This window comes from Caballeronia sp. ATUFL_M2_KS44, from assembly GCF_023630965.1.
GTDB lineage: Bacteria > Pseudomonadota > Gammaproteobacteria > Burkholderiales > Burkholderiaceae > Caballeronia > Caballeronia concitans.
On record NZ_JALQEA010000006.1, the window covers coordinates 455,665 to 476,924 of the forward strand.

The 21,260-nt window shown below is 65.8% G+C and carries 16 protein-coding genes; 13 read left to right on the forward strand and 3 right to left on the reverse strand.

The window, feature by feature from the left end:
- Nucleotides 1–17: 17 nt before the first annotated feature.
- On the forward strand, nucleotides 18–1,049 hold the full coding sequence (locus NCR39_RS02175; RefSeq protein WP_250450443.1) for an L-threonylcarbamoyladenylate synthase: 1,032 nt from the start codon (nucleotides 18–20) through the stop codon (nucleotides 1,047–1,049).
- An 80-nt stretch (nucleotides 1,050–1,129) separates the two neighbouring features.
- Here NCR39_RS02175 and NCR39_RS02180 read toward each other — a convergent pair whose 3' ends face one another.
- Nucleotides 1,130–2,236: an SGNH/GDSL hydrolase family protein gene (locus tag NCR39_RS02180; RefSeq protein WP_250450444.1), complete on the reverse strand. Its 1,107-nt coding sequence runs from the start codon at nucleotides 2,234–2,236 to the stop codon at nucleotides 1,130–1,132.
- A 297-nt stretch (nucleotides 2,237–2,533) separates the two neighbouring features.
- Complete coding sequence (gene dacB, locus NCR39_RS02185) at nucleotides 2,534–4,132, reverse strand: D-alanyl-D-alanine carboxypeptidase/D-alanyl-D-alanine endopeptidase (RefSeq protein WP_250450445.1); 1,599 nt, start codon at nucleotides 4,130–4,132, stop codon at nucleotides 2,534–2,536.
- A 221-nt stretch (nucleotides 4,133–4,353) separates the two neighbouring features.
- On the opposite strand from dacB, the gene NCR39_RS02190 reads away from it, so the two are divergent.
- The 8 genes from NCR39_RS02190 (at nucleotide 4,354) to NCR39_RS02225 (ending at nucleotide 12,634) form a co-directional block, all read left to right on the forward strand.
- Nucleotides 4,354–5,016: a response regulator gene (locus NCR39_RS02190; RefSeq protein WP_040051669.1), complete on the forward strand. Its 663-nt coding sequence runs from the start codon at nucleotides 4,354–4,356 to the stop codon at nucleotides 5,014–5,016.
- On the forward strand, nucleotides 5,016–6,317 hold the full coding sequence (locus NCR39_RS02195) for an ATP-binding protein (RefSeq protein ID WP_250450447.1): 1,302 nt from the start codon (nucleotides 5,016–5,018) through the stop codon (nucleotides 6,315–6,317). The genes NCR39_RS02190 and NCR39_RS02195 overlap by 1 nt, the downstream gene beginning before the upstream one ends.
- Before the next feature lie 669 nt (nucleotides 6,318–6,986).
- Complete coding sequence (locus NCR39_RS02200; RefSeq protein ID WP_250450449.1) at nucleotides 6,987–8,225, forward strand: YadA family autotransporter adhesin; 1,239 nt, start codon at nucleotides 6,987–6,989, stop codon at nucleotides 8,223–8,225.
- 169 nt (nucleotides 8,226–8,394) lie between these two features.
- Nucleotides 8,395–9,903, forward strand: a complete 1,509-nt coding sequence (locus NCR39_RS02205; RefSeq protein WP_250450451.1) for a DegQ family serine endoprotease — start codon at nucleotides 8,395–8,397, stop codon at nucleotides 9,901–9,903.
- 138 nt (nucleotides 9,904–10,041) lie between these two features.
- A complete protein-coding gene (locus NCR39_RS02210) occupies nucleotides 10,042–10,548 on the forward strand; it encodes a carboxypeptidase regulatory-like domain-containing protein (protein WP_250451442.1) in 507 nt (168 codons plus the stop codon).
- 158 nt (nucleotides 10,549–10,706) lie between these two features.
- On the forward strand, nucleotides 10,707–11,081 hold the full coding sequence (locus NCR39_RS02215; RefSeq protein ID WP_250450452.1) for a DUF427 domain-containing protein: 375 nt from the start codon (nucleotides 10,707–10,709) through the stop codon (nucleotides 11,079–11,081).
- A gap of 86 nt (nucleotides 11,082–11,167) precedes the next feature.
- Nucleotides 11,168–11,965: an SRPBCC family protein gene (locus tag NCR39_RS02220; RefSeq protein WP_250450454.1), complete on the forward strand. Its 798-nt coding sequence runs from the start codon at nucleotides 11,168–11,170 to the stop codon at nucleotides 11,963–11,965.
- Nucleotides 11,966–12,013: 48 nt separating this feature from the next.
- Entirely contained in the window at nucleotides 12,014–12,634 is a 621-nt protein-coding gene (locus tag NCR39_RS02225; protein ID WP_250450456.1) for a cysteine hydrolase family protein, read from the forward strand.
- A gap of 17 nt (nucleotides 12,635–12,651) precedes the next feature.
- On the opposite strand, the gene NCR39_RS02230 is transcribed toward NCR39_RS02225, so the two are convergent.
- Complete coding sequence (locus NCR39_RS02230; RefSeq protein WP_250450458.1) at nucleotides 12,652–13,293, reverse strand: TetR family transcriptional regulator; 642 nt, start codon at nucleotides 13,291–13,293, stop codon at nucleotides 12,652–12,654.
- Nucleotides 13,294–13,676: 383 nt separating this feature from the next.
- Between NCR39_RS02230 and NCR39_RS02235 the strand changes: the two genes are divergently transcribed.
- From NCR39_RS02235 to NCR39_RS02250, 4 genes are all read left to right on the forward strand, one after another.
- Complete coding sequence (locus NCR39_RS02235) at nucleotides 13,677–14,906, forward strand: efflux RND transporter periplasmic adaptor subunit (protein WP_250450460.1); 1,230 nt, start codon at nucleotides 13,677–13,679, stop codon at nucleotides 14,904–14,906.
- Nucleotides 14,907–14,923: 17 nt separating this feature from the next.
- Nucleotides 14,924–18,115, forward strand: a complete 3,192-nt coding sequence (locus tag NCR39_RS02240; RefSeq protein ID WP_250450462.1) for an efflux RND transporter permease subunit — start codon at nucleotides 14,924–14,926, stop codon at nucleotides 18,113–18,115.
- 1 nt (nucleotide 18,116) lies between these two features.
- The gene (locus tag NCR39_RS02245; RefSeq protein WP_250450463.1) at nucleotides 18,117–19,640 is read left to right on the forward strand and encodes an efflux transporter outer membrane subunit; all 1,524 of its coding nucleotides are present in this window, start codon (nucleotides 18,117–18,119) and stop codon (nucleotides 19,638–19,640) included.
- 417 nt (nucleotides 19,641–20,057) lie between these two features.
- Nucleotides 20,058–21,260: an efflux RND transporter periplasmic adaptor subunit gene (locus NCR39_RS02250; RefSeq protein ID WP_250450464.1), complete on the forward strand. Its 1,203-nt coding sequence runs from the start codon at nucleotides 20,058–20,060 to the stop codon at nucleotides 21,258–21,260.

Sequence of the window (21,260 nt, forward strand, 5' to 3'; positions counted from 1 at the left end):
TTTAAGCAGTAGAAGCGATGACCATCATTTATCCGAGCGCCGCGCAGATCGACGAGGCCGCGGCCCTGCTCGATGCGGGCGAACTCGTCGCGTTCCCGACCGAAACGGTGTATGGCCTGGGCGGCGATGCCGAGAATCCCGAGGCGATCGCGCGCATTTACGCGGCGAAGGGACGGCCGGCGAATCATCCGGTGATCGTGCATCTCGCGCCCGAAGCCGATCCCGGCTACTGGGTGCGCGAGTTGCCCGCCGACGCGCAGAAGCTCATCGATGCGTTCTGGCCCGGGCCGCTCACGCTCATTCTCAAGCGCGCATCGCATATTCCGGCGGCGGTGAGCGGCGGGCAGGATTCGGTGGGCATTCGTTGTCCTTCGCATCCGGTCGCGCAGCAGCTGCTGTCGGCGTTTCATGCGCGCCGGCTGGGCACTGGCAGGCAGGGCGGCGTGGCGGGGCCGTCGGCGAACCGGTTCGGTCATGTGAGCCCGACCACGGCGCAGCATGTCCGCGATGAATTCGGCGGCGCGGTGCATGTGCTCGATGGCGGCGCGGCGGACGTGGGCATCGAATCGACGATTCTGGATTTATCGCGCGGCTTTCCGGCGTTGCTGCGCCCGGGGCATGTGAGTCCGCAGGAGATCGCGGATGTGATCGGGCAAGCGCCGCGTCTGCCCGATGGCAGCGATGCCACCGCGCCGCGCGCATCGGGCACGCTGAAGGCGCATTACGCGCCGCGCACGCCGCTCGCGTTGCTGCCGTTCGCATCGATCGAGCCGATGCTTGCCGCGCGTCATGCCGCCGGCGGCAAGAAGATCGCGCTGGTGGCGCGGGCGTCAAGCGCGGGCGAATGGGCGCGCGCGCCGCATGTGCATTTCATCGCCGCGCCGGAAGATCCGCAGGGTTACGCGCGGGCGCTTTATGGATTGCTGCGGGCGCTGGATCGCGCGGATGTCGAGCGGATTCTCGTCGAGAAGCTGCCGGAATCGGTGGAGTGGATCGCGGTGAACGATCGGCTGGGACGGGCGGCGGCGGCGTTCGAGGGCGAGGGCTGATCGGCTCGCGCTCGCATGCCGCAGACGCAAAAAGCCCCGCTGAAGCGGGGCTTTTCAAATTCCAGCGGCTACGTTCGACCTTACTTCCCCAACCCCGTCTTCGCGATCAACTGCTCCGTCGCCTGCGCCCAGACCGCGTGCAGATGCGTCGTCGGATGCACGGTGTCCGCATACATATACGTCTGATCCGCGCCGGCGACCGTCAACGTCTGCGGCGAGCAGAACAGCGACGTGGCGAACGCACTCGGATTCGGCTCGCCGAACTTCGCGGCCGCCGTCGCCATCGCCTGAAGATTGCACGCCGTCCCGGTGTTCGACACCGCAAAGCCGTACTGCCCGTAATTCGCGGTCACGTTGGCCAGGAGCGGCACCACGTCGAAATAAATGACCTTCGACATCAATCCCGCCTGCGTCAGCGCGCCAGCCAGCACCTGATTGAAGCCCGCCGATGCCTGCGTGAGCAGCGCGCGATTCGCGGCCGAACTCATCAAACCCTGCGGCGTCGTTCCGATGTCCGGCACATTCGACACCAGCACGTGCGTCGCGCCATGCTGCACGATCGTGCCGATGATGCCCGTCAGATCGATCGCCGCCTTGCCGATCGCCGCGCTCGCCTGCGCGGGCGTGATCGCGCCGGCCACCGCCTGCTGGAAGTTGTACAGGATGTCGTTCGCGCCGCCGTTGATGATGACGAGCTGGTTCGAATTGAAGCTGCCGTGCGCGGTCAGATAGTTCTGCACCTGCGTGACGACCGGCACCGTCAGCGCGCCCGCGTAGTTCGCCGGATCGGTCGATACGTGGTTGATGCCGATCGGACTCGTCACCAGCGCGCCGCCCTGCGCGTAGCCCAGGCCGGATTGCGCGACGGGCGGCGAGCCGAAGCCGCCGGTCATCGCCGGGGTGAGCGTGTCGCCGTAATACTGCGCGATGTTCTGCACCCACACTTGTCCGGGATTCGTCGTGAAGCGTCCGCCGCCGAAGTTGGCCGCGGCCACGGGCGAATACGTGCCGACATCCGAAAGACTGTCGCCGAACGAAACGACTTGCAGCTTGATGCCGCCGGCCGGCGTCGAATTGTTGTTGTCTGAACCGCCGCCGCATGCGGCGAGCAGCGCGAACGCCGCGCTGGCAGTGGCGATGCGGGCGTGGCGCACCAGGGCGGCGCGCGTCGAGCGATGCTTCTTCATGGACCTCGTCTCCGTTCTTCGGTGTTTTCTATTTGTTTCGCGGCGCGTCGGGGCGTCGCGTGTGCTGCTGCATCGAATTGTGCCGCAAGCGGTGCGAATGTCGAGCGACGCGATGCATTCGCGACCGCCGCGTTCGACAGCGTACACGGCGCGCGCGCCTTATCGGGCGCGGCGCGGTAGAAGAAATCTTCGGTCGCGGGCACGCGGTTCGTGCCCACAACGCGGGTTTTGCTCGATTGCCGCCCGCGCGCCGCCGTGCTCGACCGCACGCGCTCAGGCTCGCCCTCACCCTCGCGCTTACTGTTCGCGCGCCGCCGTGCCCGCGCCTTCGTAGACCCATTCGAGGAGCGCATCGTGGGCGGCGCGGGCCGCTTCGGCGCGCGGATCGTTGATGAAGCTCACGACGACATAGCTTTGCCCGTCCGCCGCGCCGACATAGCCCGCGATCGCGCGCACGTCGCGCAGCGTGCCGGTCTTGATGTGCGCGTTGCCGCCCGCGCCCGCGTTGGCGAGACGGTTGCGCATGGTGCCGTCGACGCCCGCGATCGGCAGCGATTCGACGAACACCTGCGCGACCGGACTCGCGTTCGCCGCCTGTAGAAGATCGGCGAGCGATGCCGCCGCGATGGTTTCGTCGCGCGAAAGCCCCGAGCCGTTGTCGAGCGACAGGCCGTTCATCGGCAGGGCACTGCGGCGCAGGAACGTCTGGATGGCCTGCGCGGATTTCGCGGTCGTCGCGGGCGGTTTCAGTTGCGCCGCGCCGACGGTCAGGAACAGGTTGCGCGCCATCACGTTGTTGCTGTACTTGTTGATGTCGCGCACGATGTCCGACAGCACCGGGCTGCGATGCGTGCCGACGAGCCGCGCGCCGGAAGGCGTCGGGCCTTCGCGCGTCGCGCCCTGGAACGTGCCGCCCGCCTGCTTCCACAACGCGAGGAAGCCGCCCGCGAAGAACGTCGAGTGATCGAGCGCTGCGACGTTGATCGTGCGCGCGCCGCAGCGCAGCGGATAGTCGCCGATGAACGACGCCTGCACGAAGCCGCCCTGCGTCTGCGCCACGCTCGGCGACGCAGCCGGCAGCGTGCCCGCGCATGCGCCGCGCGTCACGCGCAGTTCGTTGTCGATCTGCAATTGCGCGAGTTGCGGCAACACGTCGATCGACACCTGCCCGTCCGGGTTCGGCGTCAGCGTGAACGAGAGCGACTTGAACGCGTACAGCAGCGGATCGGGACCGACGTTGTAGGGCGCGGCGTCGTCGTTGTCGAAGGCGGGAAGATCGCGCGTGGAGGCGTCGAAATAGCGCTTGTCGAGCACGAGCGCGCCGTCGATGCCGGTGATGCCGCTCTTGCGGATCTGGTCGACGAGGTCGATCAATTCCTCGGGCACGAGCTTCGGGTCGCCGGTGCCCTGAATGTACAGATTGCCGTGCAGCGTGCCTTGCGTGTCGACGTCGCCGTCGGCGTAAGCGGTCGTTTTCCAGCGATAGTCCGGCCCGAGCATCGAGAGCGCGGAGTACGTGGTGACGAGCTTCATCGTCGAGGCGGGAAGCATCGGGCGTTCGGCGTTGATCGACACGAGCGGCGTCGGCGCGCCGATGCGCTGCACGACCACGCTCATCGACGAAAGCGGCACGTGCGCACGCGCGAGCGCCGTCATGACCGATGCCGGCAGCGGTCCGGCCGGCGCCACGACGCGCGCAGGCTTGGCCGCCTTCTTCGACTTCGCGCCGCCGAAAGCCGCGCGCTCCGGTGCGTGCTTCTGCGACTCGGAGCGCGTGCCGCCGCGCGCTTGCGCATCCGGTGCATGGGAGAGGGCGGCGCAGGCGAGCGCCGTGGCGAGCGCGAACGTCGAAAGACGCGCGGAAACGGAACTGAACAGCGGAGAAAAAACCAGCATACGAGCTTGCGTTCTTGGAATGAGTTCTGGACTGCACCGCGATGCCGGGCCGGGGCCGCCGCGGGCGAAGCGGCTATTGTAGACAAGCTGGCTTGCGGGAATCGTACGGATCGCCGGATCGCCGGAACGCGCCGCGCGGTTAAGTCCGGTTTAAGCCTGCCGCGTGGCCGCGCGGCTAAAATGGACCGGATCCCATGTCCTAACCATTCATACACGATGCCATGCGTATCCTGTTAGTCGAAGATGACCGGATGATCGCCGAGGGCGTGCGCAAGGCGCTGCGCGCGGACGGCTTCGCGGTCGATTGGGTGCAGGACGGCGAGGCCGCGCTCACGGCGGTGTCCGGCGAAGCGTACGACCTGATGCTGCTCGATCTCGGCCTGCCCAAGCGCGACGGCCTCGACGTGCTGAAGACGCTGCGCGCCCGCGCGAATGCGCTGCCGGTGCTGATCGTGACCGCGCGCGATGCCATCGCGGATCGCGTGAAGGGCCTCGACGCCGGCGCGGACGATTATCTCGTCAAGCCCTTCGATCTCGACGAACTCGGCGCCCGCATGCGCGCGCTGATCCGCCGTCACGCGGGACGCGGCGAATCGCTCGTGCGCCACGGCAACCTGACGCTCGATCCCGTCGGCCATCAGGTGACGCTCGCGGGTGCGCCCGTCGCGTTGTCGGCGCGCGAATTCGCGCTGCTCGAAGCGCTGATGGCGCGGCCCGGCGCGGTGCTGTCGAAGAGCCAGCTCGAAGAAAAAATCTACGGCTGGGGCGAGGAAATCGGCAGCAACACCGTCGAGGTGTATATCCATTCGCTGAGAAAGAAGCTCGGCGCCGACCTCATCCGCAACGTGCGCGGCCTCGGCTACATGGTCGCGAAGGACGCCTGATGCGGTCGATCCGCCGCCAATTGCTTATTTGGCTGCTCGCGCTCGTGATCGTCGGCGTGGGCTTCGCCGGATGGCTCATCTACCGGCAGGCGCTCGCCGAAGCCAACGAACTCTTCGATTACCAGCTTCAGCAAATCGCGGCGGCGCTGCCGTCGGAACCGTTTTCGTCGGTGCTGACCTCGCGCAGCGAGAGCGACGAAGGCGTCGTCATCCAGATATGGAATCGCAACGGCGTGCTGATGTACTACTCGCATCCGCGCGTGCCGCTCGCGCCGCATGCCGAACTCGGCTTCTCCACGGAAATGACCGCGCGCGGCGAATGGCGCGTGTACAGCGCGATCGTCGGCGATAACGTCGTGCAGCTCGCGCAGCCGCTGTCGATCCGCAATCGCGTGGCGGCGGGCGTCGCGTGGCGCACGCTGTGGCCGCTCGTGCTGCTCTTGCCGCTGCTCGGGCTCGCGATCTGGCTGATCGTCGGGCAAGGGCTCGCGCCGTTGCAGCGCGTCGCGCGCGCGCTCGACACGCGGCATCCGGAGGCGCTCGATCCGCTGTCCGATCAGCGTTTGCCGCAGGAAGTGCGGCCGCTCGTGCGGGCGCTGAACGCGCTGCTTTCGCGGCTGTCGACTGCGCTCGACACGCAAAAAGCCTTCGTCGCCGATGCCGCGCACGAATTGCGCACGCCGCTCGCCGCCGTGAAGATCCAGGCGCAGCTCGTCGGACGCGCACAGGACGACGCGACGCGGCGCGAGGCGCTGTCCGATCTGAACGAAGGCATCGCGCGCGCCACGCGGCTCGCGGAGCAATTGCTCGCGCTCGCGCGGTCGGAACCGGATGGCAAGGCGGTCGCGAAGGCCGTCGATCTGCGCGCGCTGCTCGACGACTGCGTGCGCGCCTACGTGCTCGTGGCCGAGGAGCGCGGCGTGGATCTGGGCATCGAGGCGAGCGAGGCGGCGACGGTCATCGGCGATCCGGATTCGTTGCGCGTGATGTTCAACAATCTCATCGACAACGCCACGAAATACACGCCGAAGGGCGGACGGGTGGACGTCTGCCTCAAGCTGCACGACGGGCATCCGGTCGTGGAAATCGCGGACACGGGGCCGGGCATTCCGGCGGAAGAGCGCGAGCGCGTGTTCGACCGGTTCTATCGCGTGGGCGAAGGCGCGCATCGCGCGCGTACCGATGTCGCGGGGAGCGGGCTGGGGCTCGCGATCGTGAAGCGCATCGCGGATCAGCATGGGGCGAGCGTCGAACTGGCGGAATCGGCGGCGGGCGGGTTGAAGGTGACCGTTCGGCTTTGAGTCGCGTGATTCGCTTGAAACCGGTCGGTAAGGAATAAGAAAGGAAGGCTTTCTCTGCGCGATGCAGGGATTAACTGCGTCCGCTCGATTTGAAACTTGTCGAATCGAATATAAGGAATGCGATTCGATGGCGTCAGACAATTTAAATGCGAGTCAAAAGCCGCTGTTTCGTCGAACCGATTGCCGCATGTCTATTGGTATTGGGGTAAAAATCCGAGAAGTTACTGTTGCCTATGAGTTTCGGATTAATCGCGTACGTTTGATTTGGATCGCTGAATAACCTACGCCGTTTCACGTTTTCCAAAAGGAGATGGCGTAATGAACAACGCGAGGCGTGTGCTCAGAAAATATGGCCGTAATGATTTGCGATCGATGGTCGCAGGCCGCTTGAAAATAATCGTCGCGGCAGTCGTCGTGATGATGGGAAGTACGGCGGCGCTGGCTGGGTCTCCGCAGATCACGTTGTGCGATACGTCGGGGTTCAGCAGCGCATACACCTACACGGGGCCGGCAACTGGACTGCCATCAACAAACGGATGCAGCACCGGCACAACGAACTTCGTGCATATCACGAGCGATGGTACAAACCCGCAAGATCAAATCAGCCTCAGCAACGGCTCGGTCACCATTCAGGCCACCAGCGGCATCCAGATGAAAGGCGCCGTGGATATGGCCAATAACACGATCGATGGCCTCGCTCCCGGCCAGCTATCGGACAGCAGCAAGCAAGCAGTCAACGGCTCCCAGCTCTACGCCACCAACCAGCAAGTCACGGACAACACGAACGCCATCAACGCGCTGACCGGCGCGATCGGCCTCGTCAAGCAAGACCCGACGACGCGCAACATCAACGTCGGCGCGGACACCGACGGCACCGTCGTCGACTTCAAGGGCACGCAAGGCGCGCGCGTCCTCGAAAGCGTCGCCAATGGCGCGGTCAACGCAACGAGCCAGCAAGCCGTCAACGGATCGCAGCTCTACGCCGTATCGAGTTCGACGGCGCAGGCGCTCGGCGGCGGCGCGGCCGTGAATCCCGACGGAACCATTTCCGCGCCGACCTACACGGTCAACGGCCAGGCCGTGAACAACGTCGGCGACGCGATCACGAATCTCGATAGCCGCGTCGCGCAGGCCGGGGCGGGCGTCGCCAACCTGACCAACGCGATCAACAACGGCACGATCGGCCTCGTCCAGCAGGACCAGACGACGCGCACCATCACGGTGGCGAAGGACACCGACGGCACCGTCGTCGACATCACCGGCACGAGCGGCGCGCGCCAGTTGACGGGCGTGGCGGCGGGTTCGCTCAGCGCGACCAGCACCGACGCGGTCAACGGTTCGCAGCTCTACGCAACCAACGTCCAGGTCGATGCCCTGAACCAGCGCGTGCAGAACATTTCGATCGGCGGCAGCTCGGTCGTGGCGTCGCAGGCCAACGATACGCCCGCCACCGCGACGGGCGCGAACTCGACGGCCATCGGCAACGGCGCGCAGGCGACGGCGGCGAACTCCGTTGCGCTCGGCGATCACTCGGTGGCGTCGCAGGACAACACGGTGTCGGTCGGCTCCGCGGGCAACGAACGCCGCGTGACGAACGTCGCGGCGGGCGTCGCCGGAACGGACGCGGCCAACATGAACCAGTTGAACGCAGTGCAGAACAACGTCAACACGGTTGCGCGCGAGGCGTTCTCGGGTGTCGCCGCCGCGATGGCCATGCCGAACCTCACGCCGATGCAGCCGGGCCGCACGGTCGTCGCGGCGGGCGTGGCGAACTATCGCGGCTATACCGCGATCGGTCTGGGCGGCACGTATCGCTCGGAAGACAGCCACTGGCTCGTGAACGCGGCGGCATCGGTCACGCCGCATGGCGATGCAGGCGTGCGCGGTCAGGTCGGCTACGAGTTCTGATCCTGTCGTCAGGAAGGCAGCAAAGCGAAGGGCGGCTATCCGAAAGGGCAGCCGCCCTTTTCCTATCGCTTTCGCGCGGCTTTTAAGAAAGTTTTAAGCGACGCCCCGTAATCTTGCTTCATCCGTAGAGCCTGCTCTACTCAAGCGCACACGTTATCTGGAGCACACGATGAAAGCGAAGATTCTCACCCGCAGCGCCGTCGCAGCCGCCGTTGCCGTGGCCTTGTCGGCGGGCTATGTCGCCGGTCATAACAACGTTCCCGCGCCGCAGGTCATCGCGCCCGCGCAAGCCGCGATGATGCCTGCCGAAGCCGCCGCCAAGACGGGCATTCCGGACTTCTCCGGCCTCGTCGAGACGTACGGCCCGGCCGTGGTGAACATCAGCGCGAAGCATGTCGTGAAGCAGACGTCCGCGCGACGCGGCGGCGCCAACCAGTTGCCGATGGATCCCGACGATCCTTTCTATCAGTTCTTCAAGCGCTTCTACGGCAACGTCCCCGGTTTCGGCGGCGGCGATGGCGGCCCGGGCGCGGATCGTCCGAGCGAAGGGCTGGGCTCGGGCTTCATCGTGAGCAGCGACGGCTACATTCTGACGAACGCGCATGTCGTCGATAACGCGAACGTCGTCACCGTCAAGCTCACGGACAAGCGCGAGTACCGCGCGAAGGTCATCGGCTCCGACAAGCAGTCGGATGTCGCCGTGCTGAAGATCGAAGCCAAGAATCTGCCGACGGTCAAGATCGGCGATCCGAACGGCAGCAAGGTCGGCCAGTGGGTCGTGGCGATCGGCTCGCCGTATGGCTTCGACAACACGGTGACCTCGGGCATCATCAGCGCGAAGTCGCGCGCGCTGCCGAACGAGAACTACACGCCGTTCATCCAGACCGACGTGCCGGTGAATCCGGGCAACTCGGGCGGGCCGCTCTTCAACCTGCAGGGCGAAGTCATCGGTATCAACTCGATGATCTACTCGCAGACGGGCGGCTTCCAGGGGCTGTCGTTCGCGATCCCGATCAACGAGGCGATCAAGGTCAAGGACGCGCTCATCAAGACGGGCCATGTGGATCGCGGTCGCATCGGCGTGACGGTGCAGGGGATGAACCAGACGCTCGCCAATTCCTTCGGCATGACTTCGCCGCAGGGCGCGCTCGTGAGTTCGGTCGAGCCGGGCGGACCCGCCGCGAAGGCCGGTCTCCAGCCGGGCGATGTGATCGTCGCGCTCAACGGCGTGCCGGTGACGGATTCGACTTCGCTGCCGTCGCAGGTCGCGGGACTCGCGCCGGGCAGTTCGGCGAAGGTGCAGGTCTGGCGCGACAAGAGCACGAAGGACATCAACGTGACGATCGGCGCGCTCAAGGACACGAAGACCGCGAGCGCCAACGTGAACGGCGACGCCGGCGGCGCGGCGCAGGATGCGCGGCTCGGCGTCGCGGTCCGGCCGCTCACGCCCGAGGAGAAGCAGTCGGGATCGCTGTCGCGCGGGCTCGTCGTGCAGCAGTCGAACGGCGCGGCGGCGAGCGCGGGCATCCAGGCGGGCGATGTGATCCTCGCGGTCAACGGCCAGCCGGTGACGTCGGTGCAGCAACTGAAGACGATGGTCTCGCACGCCGGCGACAGCATCGCGCTCCTGATCCAGCGTGACGACGCGCAGATCTTCGTGCCGGTGGATCTCGGCTGAAGCGCGCGCGTTGGCTCCGGGCACGCGGCATGCTTGAACGCCGGACGGTGCCCAATCGCGCGAACGCTGCGCATCGGGCGTGACGCTGCCGGCGCTCGACGCGCGGCGGCATCGAAAAAGGAGCGAACAACGATGACGATGACGAGCACAACGGGAAAGCTGGCGGCGACGCTCTTGGCAACGGCGCTCTCGGCGGGTCTTGCGAGCGGCGCATGGGCACAGACGGCGGGCGGCGCGAGCGGAGCGAACCCCGCGAGCGCCGGCACGAGCGACACCGGCAGCGCGGGCAACAGCAACGGCGGCGGCCTGCCGCAGATCGAGCAGCAAGGCGACGTGTCGTACACGTCGGGCGGCGTCGGCCTCGACGAATCGCACGCGTTGATACGCGAACAGGCGCACTGGCCGCTGTCGCTGCGCTTCACCGGGCCGACCGCCGATTATCTGTCGGGCGTGCGCGTGCGCATCGTCGGCGGAAAGGGCGGGGAAGTGCTGAACACGGAATCGATGGGTCCGTACATGCTCGTCAAGCTGCCGCCGGGCAGCTATACGGTCTACGCGAAGTACAAGGACCAGGAAAAGAAGCAGGCCGTCAGCGTGTCCGGTCCGGGCAAGGCGAAGGCGGCGTTCCACTGGAACATTCAATGACGCGGTGATCCGCGCATCAGAACTGCCGCCCCTCGCGACGGGCGTTTTGTCTCATAATCAAGCCACGAGCCGACGTCAGCCAGCTCGTGGCTTTTTTGTGGACGGGGCGCGCGGCCGCGCCTCGCGATTCTCTGAACCGCAGCGCGGAGGACAGCACGATGAGCACGGATCTGAACGACGGGCACGCGACGCACCGCATCGAGATTGCGCCGAACGCCCGGCGCTGCCGCGTGATCCACCAGGGCGTCACGTACGCCGATACGCACGCGTCGCTGACGCTCACCGAAACGGGGCACGAGAACGTTCACTATTTTCCGCGCGCCGACGTCAACATGGCGCGGCTCGAACGCTCGATCCACACGTCGCATTGCCCGTTCAAGGGCGACGCCACCTACTACCATCTGCTGACCGAGGACGGTCCGGTCGAAAACGCCGTCTGGAGCTATGAAAGCCCGTTCGATGCCGTGATGCAGATCAAGGGCTATCTGGCGTTCTACGCGTCGCGGGTGGATCGCATCGACGAGACTTCTTAGCGAGCCGCCGCACAGACGCGCGTCGCCCGGCGTGCCAAAAACAAGCGAAACGACAAGCGAAAGGCGTTCTGGTCCCGGAGGCCCGGATGGAAGTCACGGAAGCGTTGCGCGTGCCGCTCGACCCGGCGCATGTCCGGGAGGCGCTCGGCGATCTCGCGCTGTTGCGGGCGAGCCTCGACAATTGCGAATCGTTCACGCGCACGCCGGCGGGCGAATACGCGCTCACGCTCGTCGTGCCGCTCGGCGCGCTCAGGGCGCGTTACGACGTGCGCGCGCATCCGGCGGGGCAGACGCGCCAGGGCGCGAGCGCGCCGTCGCACGATCACGCGGAATCTGCCGCCTACGCCGCCACGCTGAGCTTCAAGGCGCGCGGCGAGGGCGTCGGCTCGTTGCGCGGGCAGATCGCGGTCGCGCTCAATCCCGACGACGACGGCGACGCCACGTGGATCGACTACACCGTCTGGGCGACGGTCACCGGCCCGCTCGCCGGCTTGCCGCCGCGCCAAATCGAGAATGCGCTGCGCGAAGGCGCCGACGACTTCTTCGCCGAATTATGCGAAGTCGTGCGCGCGAAGCACGGCTTGCCGTCGATGCGCGCGGCGGGCGAGCGCACGCGCCGCCACGTATTTCTGCGGCCCGGCGCGATGTCGGCGGCGTTCTCGCGTCGCACGGGATCGACGGCGCGCGCGATGCATCACGCATCCGGCGACGCCGCCGCGAGCGGCGTGCTGCGGCATCGGCTGGGCGGGCACGTGTTCGGGCATCGCGAGCGGGATCATCGGCACGATTCGCATCCGTTCGGATTGCCCGCCTGGGCGTGGGCGGCGATGCTCGTCTGCATCGCGATATTCGTGTTCGTGGCGCAGCGCTCGGGACTGCAATAGCGGGCGATCAGCGCTACAGTCTCTCGTTCAACCTTAACGAGGACCGCCATGCCGCGCCGCGCCCTGATCGTCATCGACGTGCAGAACGAATACGTCACCGGCAATCTGCCGATCGAATATCCCGATGTGAACGTGTCGCTCGCCAATATCGGCCGCGCGATGGACGCCGCCGACGCGCACGGCGTGCCGATCATCGTCGTGCAGAACTTCGCGCCCGCCACCGCGCCGATCTTCGCGCGCGGCTCGGCGATGGCGGAACTGCACGAATCCGTCGCGTCGCGCGAGCGGGCGCATTACGTCGAAAAGGCGCTGCCGAGCGCGTTCGCCGGAACGGATCTCGCCGAATGGCTTGCCGCGCATGACATCGACACCATCGTGATCGCCGGCTACATGACCCACAATTGCGACGATTCCACCGTGCGTCACGCGGTCCACGCGGGCTTGTCGGTGGAATTTCTCGTCGATGCGACCGGCTCCGTGCCCTACGAAAATCGCGCGGGCCGGGCGAGCGCGGAGGAAATCCATCGCGTGTTCACGGTCGTCATGCAGTCGCGCTTCGCGGCCGTGCTCACCACGGACGAATGGATCGCGGCGCTCGAAAGCGGCGAGCCGCCCGCGCGCGACAACATCTACGCATCGAATCAGCGCGCGCGATCCGGCGAGCGTTGAAGGCGCGGATGGAACGTTCAGCGCGCCGTCGTCAGCAGCGCGGGACTCGTGCGCAGCGCATCGAAACAGGCGTCGATGAGCGCTTCGGAATCGTGCGCCGGATCGACGCTGTCGGGCAGCATCAGCGAGTCGTGCAGGATGCCGGTGAAAAGTGCGTGCAGCAGCGTGGTGGCGCGGCGCGTATCGAGCGCGGCCGGCAGTTGATGTTTCTCGATGGCGTTGCGCAGCGCCCGCTCGATGCGTTCCATGCCGTCGCGCATGTTGTTCTGATGGCGCTCGCGTACCGGTCCCATCTCCTCGACGAACTCGCATTTCAGAAACAGGATGTCGAACACGCGGCGGCGCTGCTCGTCGGCGGTGATGTTGCGCATGCACCAGACGAAGATTTCGCGGATATGCGCGAGCGGGTCCGGCTCCTTGCCGTCGAGCGTCGCTTCGATGAGTTCGTCGAGCGGCAGCAGGCTGCGCTCGAACATCGCGTTGAAGAGATCGCCCTTGTTCGCGAAATGCCAGTAGATCGCGCCGCGCGTCACGCCCGCCGCCTGCGCGATATCCGCCAGCGACGTCCGCGATACGCCCTTTTCATAAAAAACGCGCTCGGCGGCGTCCAGAATGCGGTTGCGCGTCTCCAGCGCTTCTTCCTTGGTTCGTCTGACCATGTTCGTGATGACGGCGCGCCGCGGGCGGCGGGGTCGCCGCGGGTAGTGCGAAAGGGGATTGATAAGGAGCGATCGGGCTTGTCAAGCCGAGCGCGAGGAACGTTTGTTACGTCCGTAATCCGCGCTGTAGCAGATTTTTACATTCATTCGTGAATGTATTTATAATACCACCCCACACGACGTCAAGACCCTGCAAGTCGCTTACAGGTCAAATTTCGTCACCATCGATGTTCAGATTCGCTCGCGGCGCGAGTGTCCATTCGCAATCAGGACGCGCGCCGCGGCTCACAGATGCGCACGTCGGCATTTAAGCGACGAGTTGCATCTCACTTTTGAGATGCACGCGTTTTTTTTCGCTACCAGTCACGAACAGAGGTCGCTCCATGCGCTTCGAAAGGGTTCCCTATCAACTCGTCAGTGCCGCAACGGCTGCCATGCTGCTCGCGGCATGCGGACAAAAACAATCGGCACCGCCGCCGCAGACGCCCGAAGTCGGCGTCGTGACGCTGCAGCCGACCGCCGTGCCGGTCACGACCGAACTGCCGGGCCGCACGAGCGCGTACCTCGTCGCGCAGGTGCGGGCGCGTGTCGACGGCGTCGTGCTGCGCCGCGAATTCACCGAAGGCAGCATCGTCAAGGCGGGTCAGCGGCTCTACAAGATCGATCCGGCGCCCTACATCGCGCAGTTGAACAACGCGAAGGCTTCGCTGGCGAAGGCGCAGGCGAACCTCGCATCGACGACCGCGCAGGCGAATCGCTACAAGGTGCTGGTGGCCGCGAACGCCGTCAGCAAGCAGGACTACGACAACGCCGTCGCCTCGCAAGGCCAGGCCGCGGCGGACGTCGCGGCAGGCAAGGCCGCCGTCGATACCGCGCAGATCAACCTCGGCTATACCGATGTCGTGTCGCCGGTGACGGGCCAGGTCGGCATCTCGCAGGTCACGCCGGGCGCGTACGTGCAGGCGAGCCAGGCGACGCTGATGGTCACCGTGCAGCAGCTCGATCCCACTTACGTCGATCTCACGCAGTCGAGCCTCGACGGTCTCAAGCTGCGTCGCCAGATTCAGGAAGGCCGGCTCCAGACGAGCGGCCCGAACGCCGCGAAGGTGTCGCTGGTGCTGGAAGACGGCCGCGTCTATTCGGAGAAGGGCAAGCTGCAGTTCACGGACGTCACCGTCGATCAGACTACCGGCTCCGTCACCGTGCGCGCGATTTTCCAGAACAAGGACCGCGTGCTGCTGCCGGGCATGTTCGTGCGCGCGCGCATCGACGAAGGCGTGAACCCGAACGCGCTCGTCGTGCCGCAGATCGGCATCACGCATGACCAGAAGGGCACGCCGACGGCGCTCGTCGTCGGTCCGGACAACAAGGTGGCGCTGCGCCAGCTCGTGACGTCCGGCACCTACGGCCAGAACTGGGTCGTGGATAGCGGCCTCAAGGCGGGCGACCGCGTGATCGTGCAAGGCGTCGACAAGGTTCGTCCGGGCGCCGAAGTCAAGGCAGTGCCCGCGCAACTGCCGGCCGCAGCCGGGGATGCCTCGCAGGCGAGCGACGCGCAAGCCGCGCAACCCGCATCGAGCGCGCAACCCGCATCTGCTGCCTCGGGCGCGTAAAACCAGGAGCCCGCCTCATGGCAAAGTTCTTTATCGATCGCCCGATTTTCGCGTGGGTGATCGCCATCGTCCTGATGCTCGCGGGTATCGCGGCCATCTTCACGCTGCCGGTCGCGCAGTATCCGACCATCGCGCCGCCGGGCGTCCAGATCAGCGCGACGTACCCGGGCGCATCGGCGAAAACGGTCGAAAACACCGTGACGCAGGTGATCGAGCAGCAGATGAGCGGTCTCGACCACTTGCTGTATCTGTCGTCCACGTCCGATGACTCCGGCACCGCGACCATCACGCTGACGTTCGCGCCGGGCACGAATCCGGACATCGCGCAGGTGCAGGTGCAGAACAAGCTGCAGCTCGCGACGCCGCTTCTGCCGCAGGTCGTGCAGCAGCTCGGCACCAAGGTCACGAAGTCGAGCAACAGCTTCCTGCTCGTGCTCGCGTTCGTGTCGCAGGACGGCAGCATGTCGAAGTACGACCTCGCGAACTACGTGGCGTCGCACATTCAGGATCCGGTCAGCCGTCTCGACGGCGTCGGCACGGTCACGCTGTTCGGCTCGCAATACGCGATGCGCATCTGGCTCGACGCGAACAAGCTGACCAACTTCGGCCTCACGCCGGTCGATGTGCAGGCGGCGCTGCAAACGCAGAACGTGCAGGTCGCGGGCGGCTCGCTCGGCGGCACGCCTTCGGTGCCGGGGCAGATGCTGCAGGCGACCATCACCGAGGCGACGCTGCTGTCCACGCCCGAGCAGTTCGGCAACATCCTGCTGAAGGTGAATCAGGATGGCTCGCAGGTGCGGCTGAAGGACGTGGCGCGCATCGAGCTGGGCGGCGAAAACTACAACTTCGACACGAAGTACAGCGGCCAGCCGGCGGCGGGCTTCGGTATTCAGCTCGCGACGGGCGCGAACGCGCTCGCGACCGCGAAGGCCGTGCGCCAGAAGATCGACGAGTTGTCGAAGTACTTCCCGAACGGGCTCGTCGTGAAGTATCCGTACGACACGACGCCGTTCGTGCGCCTGTCGATCGAGGACGTGGTCAAGACGCTGATCGAAGGCATCGTGCTCGTGTTCCTCGTGATGTATCTGTTCCTGCAGAACCTGCGGGCCACGCTGATTCCGACCATCGCGGTGCCGGTCGTGCTGCTCGGCACGTTCGCGATCATGGCGGCGGTCGGCTTCTCGATCAACACGCTATCGATGTTCGGTCTCGTGCTCGCGATCGGCTTGCTGGTGGACGATGCGATCGTGGTCGTGGAGAACGTCGAGCGGGTGATGGCCGAAGAAGGCTTGCCGCCACGCGAGGCGACCCGCAAGGCGATGGGCCAGATCACCGGCGCGCTGGTGGGCGTGGCGCTCGTGCTGTCGGCGGTGTTCGTGCCGGTGGCGATGTCGGGCGGATCGGTCGGCGCGATCTATCGCCAGTTCTCGCTGACGATCGTCTCCGCGATGGTGCTGTCCGTGCTCACCGCGCTGATTTTGACGCCCGCGCTGTGCGCGACCATCCTGAAGCCGATTCCGCAGGGCCATCACGAAGCGAAGAAGGGCTTCTTCGGCTGGTTCAACCGCACGTTCGACAAGAGCCGCGACAAGTATCACTCGGGCGTCTATCACGTGATCAAGCGTTCGGGACGCTGGCTTCTGATCTATCTCGTGGTGATCGTCGCGGTCGGCTTGCTGTTCGTGAAGCTGCCGAAGTCGTTCCTGCCGGATGAAGACCAGGGCACGATGTTCGTGCTCGTGCAGACCCCGGCCGGCTCGACGCAGGAAACCACGGCGCGCGCGCTGAAAGACGTGTCCGACTATCTGCTGAACGACGAAAAGGCGATCGTCGAATCGACGTTCACGGTCAACGGCTTCAGCTTCGCGGGCCGCGGCCAGAACGCGGGTCTCGTCTTCGTGCGGATGAAGGACTACTCGCAGCGTCAGAAGGGCGACCAGAAGGTGCAGGCGCTCGTCGGCAGGCTGTTCGGGCGCTTCTCCGGCTACAAGAACGCGGTGGTGTTCCCGGTCAATCCGCCGTCGATTCCGGAACTCGGCACGGCAGCGGGCTTCGACTTCGAGCTGCAGGATCGCGCGGGCGTGGGCCACGATGCGCTGATGAACGCGCGCAACCAGTTGCTCGGCATGGCCGCGAAGGATCCGTCGCTCGCGCAGGTGCGTCCGAACGGCCTCAACGACACGCCGCAGTTCAAGGTCAACATCGACCGCGAAAAGGCGCTGGCGCTGGGCGTGACGGCATCGGCGGTGGACCAGACGTTCTCCATCGCGTGGGCATCGGCGTATGTGAACAACTTCCTCGATACCGACAGCCGGATCAAGAAGGTGTACCTGCAGGCCGACGCGCCGTTCCGTATGACGCCCGAGAACCTGAGCGACTGGTACGTGCGCAACACGGCGGGCGGGATGGTGCCGTTCTCCTCGTTCGCGACCGGCGAATGGACCTACGGTTCGCCGAAGCTCGAACGCTACAACGGCATCTCGTCGGTCGAAATCCAGGGCGCGGCCTCTCCCGGCAAGTCCACCGGCCAGGCGATGCAGGCCATGGAAGCGCTCGCGGCGAAGCTGCCGGCGGGGATCGGCTACGAATGGACGGGCTTGTCGTATCAGGAAATCCAGTCCGGTTCGCAGGCGCCGATTCTCTACGGCATCTCGATCCTCGTCGTGTTCCTGTGTCTCGCGGCGCTGTATGAAAGCTGGTCGATTCCGTTCTCGGTCATCATGGTGGTGCCGCTCGGCGTGATCGGCGCGCTGCTCGCCGTGACCTTGCGCGGACTGGAGAACGACGTGTTCTTCCAGGTCGGTCTTCTGACGACCGTCGGCTTGTCGGCGAAGAACGCGATTCTGATCGTCGAGTTCGCGCGGGAGTTGCAGATATCGGAGAAGATGGGGCCGATCGAAGCGGCGATGGAAGCGGCACGCCTGCGCTTGCGCCCGATTCTGATGACGTCGCTCGCGTTCGTGCTCGGCGTGATGCCGCTCGCGATCAGCAACGGCGCGGGATCGGCGAGCCAGCACGCGATCGGCACGGGCGTGATCGGCGGGATGCTGACCGCGACCTTCCTCGCGATCTTCATGGTGCCGATGTTCTTCGTCGTGATCCGCGCGCAGTTCAGCGGCGAGAAGGAAAATCCGGAAGTCGCGCTCGAACACTACGAGCAGCATCATCCTGAACAGCAGCATCCGCGCGATGGCAACGAAGGACACTGAAATGCGTAGACTTTCTTTGATTGCGGCGGCCATCGCGGTTCTGGCCACAGGCTGCACGATGGAGCCGAAGTACGAGCGTCCGGCCGCGCCCGTGTCGCAGACGTTCCCGACCGGCGGCGTCTACGCGACGCAGCCGGGCGCGGCGGACGCGGGCGCGCGCAGCGCGAAGGACGTCGCGGGCGCGGATATCGGCTGGCGCGAGTTTTTCGTCGATACGCGGCTGCAGCGGCTCATCGATATCGCGCTCGCCAACAATCGCGATCTGCGCACGTCGGTGCTGAACATTCAGGCGGCGCAGGCGCAGTACCGGATCGTGCGTTCCGAGCTGTTCCCGACGATCTCGGCGCGAGCCGATCAGTCGAAGCAGCGCACGCCGCGAAATCTGTCGTTCTTCGACCAGACGATCTCGAACACGTATTCCGTGGGGCTGAACGCGTCGTGGGAAATCGACTTGTTCGGGCGCGTGCAGAGCCTGAAGGATCAGGCGCTCGCGCAGTATTTCTCGACGGCGTATGCACGCAAGGCGTTCGAGATTTCGCTGATTTCGCAAGTGGCGGCGCAATATCTGCAAGTGCTGCAGGCGGACGATCTGCTGACGGTCACCGAGTCGACGCTTAAGACGGCGCGCGAATCGTACGACATCGTCAAGCTGCAGTTCGACAACGGCACGGCGTCCGAGCTGGATTTGAGCCAGTCGCAGACCGTGGTCGAAAACGCGGCGGCGAACTATCAGGCGCAGCAGCGCGCGCGGGCGCAGGCGGTCAACGCGCTCGTGCTGTTGCTCGGCGAGCCGATGCCCGACGATTTGCCGACCGGCATGCCGCTGAACGAGCAGGACTTCCTCACGGACATTCCCGCGGGCTTGCCGTCCGACTTGCTGACGCGCCGTCCCGACATCATGGAAGCGGAGCAGAATCTGCGCGCGGCGAACGCGAATATCGGCGCGGCGCGCGCGGCGTTCTTCCCGACCATTTCGCTGACGGGCAGCTTCGGCACGCTCAGCCCGACGCTCGGCGGCTTGTTCAAGCCGGGTTCGGCCGCATGGAGCTTCGCGCCGACGATCACGCTGCCGATTTTCCAGGGCGGCCAGAATCAGGCGAATCTCGATCTGGCGAACATCCAGAAGAACATCCAGATTTCGCAGTACGAGAAGGCGATTCAGTCGGCTTTCCGCGAGGTCGCCGACGGTCTCGCCGCGCGCGGCACCTACGATCAGCAGATTCAGGCGCTCGAACGCGACACCGCCGCGCAGCAGCGTCGTCTGGATTTGTCGACGATGCGTTACCGGCAAGGCGTCGACAGCTATCTCGGCGTGCTGACCGCGCAGCAGGATTTGTATTCGGTCCAGCAGACGCTGATCACCGCGCGCACGCAGCGGCTCGCGAACCTGGTGACGCTGTATCAGGCGCTGGGCGGCGGATGGATCGAGCACACCGGCGACGCGCCGCGCCCCGCCGACGCGCCCGCCGATGTCGGATCGGCCAGCGCGCCGCAGGCGGCATCGTCGGCTGCGGCAGCGGGATGATTGCCCGTCGTCAGTAAGTCAGTATCAGCGTCACAGCCCGGCCATCGCGCCGGGCTTTTTTTCGCCCGTTCCGCCGAGGCTTCGACAAATTTGGTTCGACCTCGTCAAATTTCGTTGAATCCGCGCATCTATTAGCGATCCTCATAAAAGGCGCTACCTATAATCGCGTCGCCTGAGACGGCCGCGTAGCCGCCCATTGGAGCATTCGGGCATTCGGGCATTCGGGCATCCAGGCATCCGGCAGTTCAAGGCCGCGCCGCTTCGTCTGTCAGCGCGGCAGACAGCCGTCACTCAACGCGCTTTTCCGCATTCGGCACCCAGGTGCATCGATCGATGTCCGCGCACGCGGGCATTCGCGTTCCCAATGGCGGGCGCGCGCATCTTCCATTTTCCAGTCATCAAAGAGGTCCTCGCTTCATGCGCTTCGAAAGGATTCCAAACCGACTCATCCGTGTCGTGACGGCTACGACCGCCGCCATGCTCGTGGCCGCCTGCGGGGACAAGCATCCGCCGATGACGCCGCCCACGCCCGAAGTCGGCGTCGTCACGCTCGCGCCCGTCGCGGTGCCCGTGACGAGCGAATTGCCGGGGCGCACCAGCGCGTTCGTCGATGCGCAAGTCCGCGCACGTGTCGACGGCATCGTGCAGCGGCGCGAATTCACCGAAGGCGCGCTCGTGAAGGCCGGCCAGCGCCTCTACAAGATCGATCCCGCGCCGTATCTCGCGCAACTCGACAGCGCGAAAGCGTCGCTCGCGAAAGCCCAAGCGAATCTCGTGTCGACATCGGCTCAGGCCGAGCGATACAAGGTGCTCGTCGCCGCGAACGCGGTCAGCAAGCAGGACTACGACAACGCGGTCGCCGCGCAGGGCCAGGCGGCGGCGGAAGTGGCTGCGGCGAAGGCTGCGCTGCGCACGGCGCAGATCGACGTCGGCTATACGGATGTGACATCGCCCGTCACCGGCCAGATCGGCATATCGCAGGTCACGCCGGGCGCGTATGTGCAGGCGAGCCAGGCCACGCTGATGGCGACCGTTCAGCAGCTCGACCCGATGTACGTCGATCTCACGCAATCGAGTCTCGACGGCCTCAAGCTGCGTCGTCAGATGCAGGAAGGGCGGCTCGCGAGCGCCGGTCCGAACGCCGCCGAAGTCACGCTGATTCTCGAAGACGGCCGTGTCTATCCCGAGAAAGGCAAGCTCCAGTTCAGCGACGTGACCGTGGACCGCTCGACCGGCTCCGTCACCGTGCGCGCGGTGTTCCCGAACCGCGACCGCGTGCTGTTGCCGGGCATGTTCGTGCGCGCGCGCATCGCCGAGGGCGTCAATGAGCACGCGCTGCTCGTGCCGGTCGCGGGCGTCACGCACGATCAGAAAGGCACTGCCATCGCGATGATCGTCGACAAGGACAGCAAGGTCGCGCCGCGTCCGCTCGTGACATCGGGCACCGCGGGGCAGAACTGGATCGTCGAGAGCGGCGTGCAGGCGGGCGATCGCGTGATCGTCGAAGGCACGGACAAGGTTCGGCCGGGGATGGTCGTGAAGGCCGCGCCGGCTGCTTCCGCTTCCGCCGCTTCGGCCGCTTTCGCAGCTTCGGCCGCTTCCGGCGCTTCCGGCGCATAA

Bases quoted from the DNA above. Each gene is read 5' to 3' on its own strand.
- NCR39_RS02245 (WP_250450463.1), top strand. From the start codon at position 18,117: ATGCGTAGACTTTCTTTGATTGCGGCGGCCATCGCGGTTCTGGCCACA.
- NCR39_RS02215 (WP_250450452.1), top strand. From the start codon at position 10,707: ATGAGCACGGATCTGAACGACGGGCACGCGACGCACCGCATCGAGATT.
- NCR39_RS02200 (WP_250450449.1), top strand. From the start codon at position 6,987: ATGGCCAATAACACGATCGATGGCCTCGCTCCCGGCCAGCTATCGGAC.
- NCR39_RS02235 (WP_250450460.1), top strand. From the start codon at position 13,677: ATGCGCTTCGAAAGGGTTCCCTATCAACTCGTCAGTGCCGCAACGGCT.
- NCR39_RS02230 (WP_250450458.1), bottom strand. From the start codon at position 13,293: ATGGTCAGACGAACCAAGGAAGAAGCGCTGGAGACGCGCAACCGCATT.
- NCR39_RS02225 (WP_250450456.1), top strand. From the start codon at position 12,014: ATGCCGCGCCGCGCCCTGATCGTCATCGACGTGCAGAACGAATACGTC.
- NCR39_RS02195 (WP_250450447.1), top strand. From the start codon at position 5,016: ATGCGGTCGATCCGCCGCCAATTGCTTATTTGGCTGCTCGCGCTCGTG.
- dacB (WP_250450445.1), bottom strand. From the start codon at position 4,132: ATGCTGGTTTTTTCTCCGCTGTTCAGTTCCGTTTCCGCGCGTCTTTCG.
- NCR39_RS02250 (WP_250450464.1), top strand. From the start codon at position 20,058: ATGCGCTTCGAAAGGATTCCAAACCGACTCATCCGTGTCGTGACGGCT.
- NCR39_RS02240 (WP_250450462.1), top strand. From the start codon at position 14,924: ATGGCAAAGTTCTTTATCGATCGCCCGATTTTCGCGTGGGTGATCGCC.
- NCR39_RS02205 (WP_250450451.1), top strand. From the start codon at position 8,395: ATGAAAGCGAAGATTCTCACCCGCAGCGCCGTCGCAGCCGCCGTTGCC.
- NCR39_RS02190 (WP_040051669.1), top strand. From the start codon at position 4,354: ATGCGTATCCTGTTAGTCGAAGATGACCGGATGATCGCCGAGGGCGTG.
- NCR39_RS02175 (WP_250450443.1), top strand. From the start codon at position 18: ATGACCATCATTTATCCGAGCGCCGCGCAGATCGACGAGGCCGCGGCC.
- NCR39_RS02210 (WP_250451442.1), top strand. From the start codon at position 10,042: ATGACGAGCACAACGGGAAAGCTGGCGGCGACGCTCTTGGCAACGGCG.
- NCR39_RS02180 (WP_250450444.1), bottom strand. From the start codon at position 2,236: ATGAAGAAGCATCGCTCGACGCGCGCCGCCCTGGTGCGCCACGCCCGC.
- NCR39_RS02220 (WP_250450454.1), top strand. From the start codon at position 11,168: ATGGAAGTCACGGAAGCGTTGCGCGTGCCGCTCGACCCGGCGCATGTC.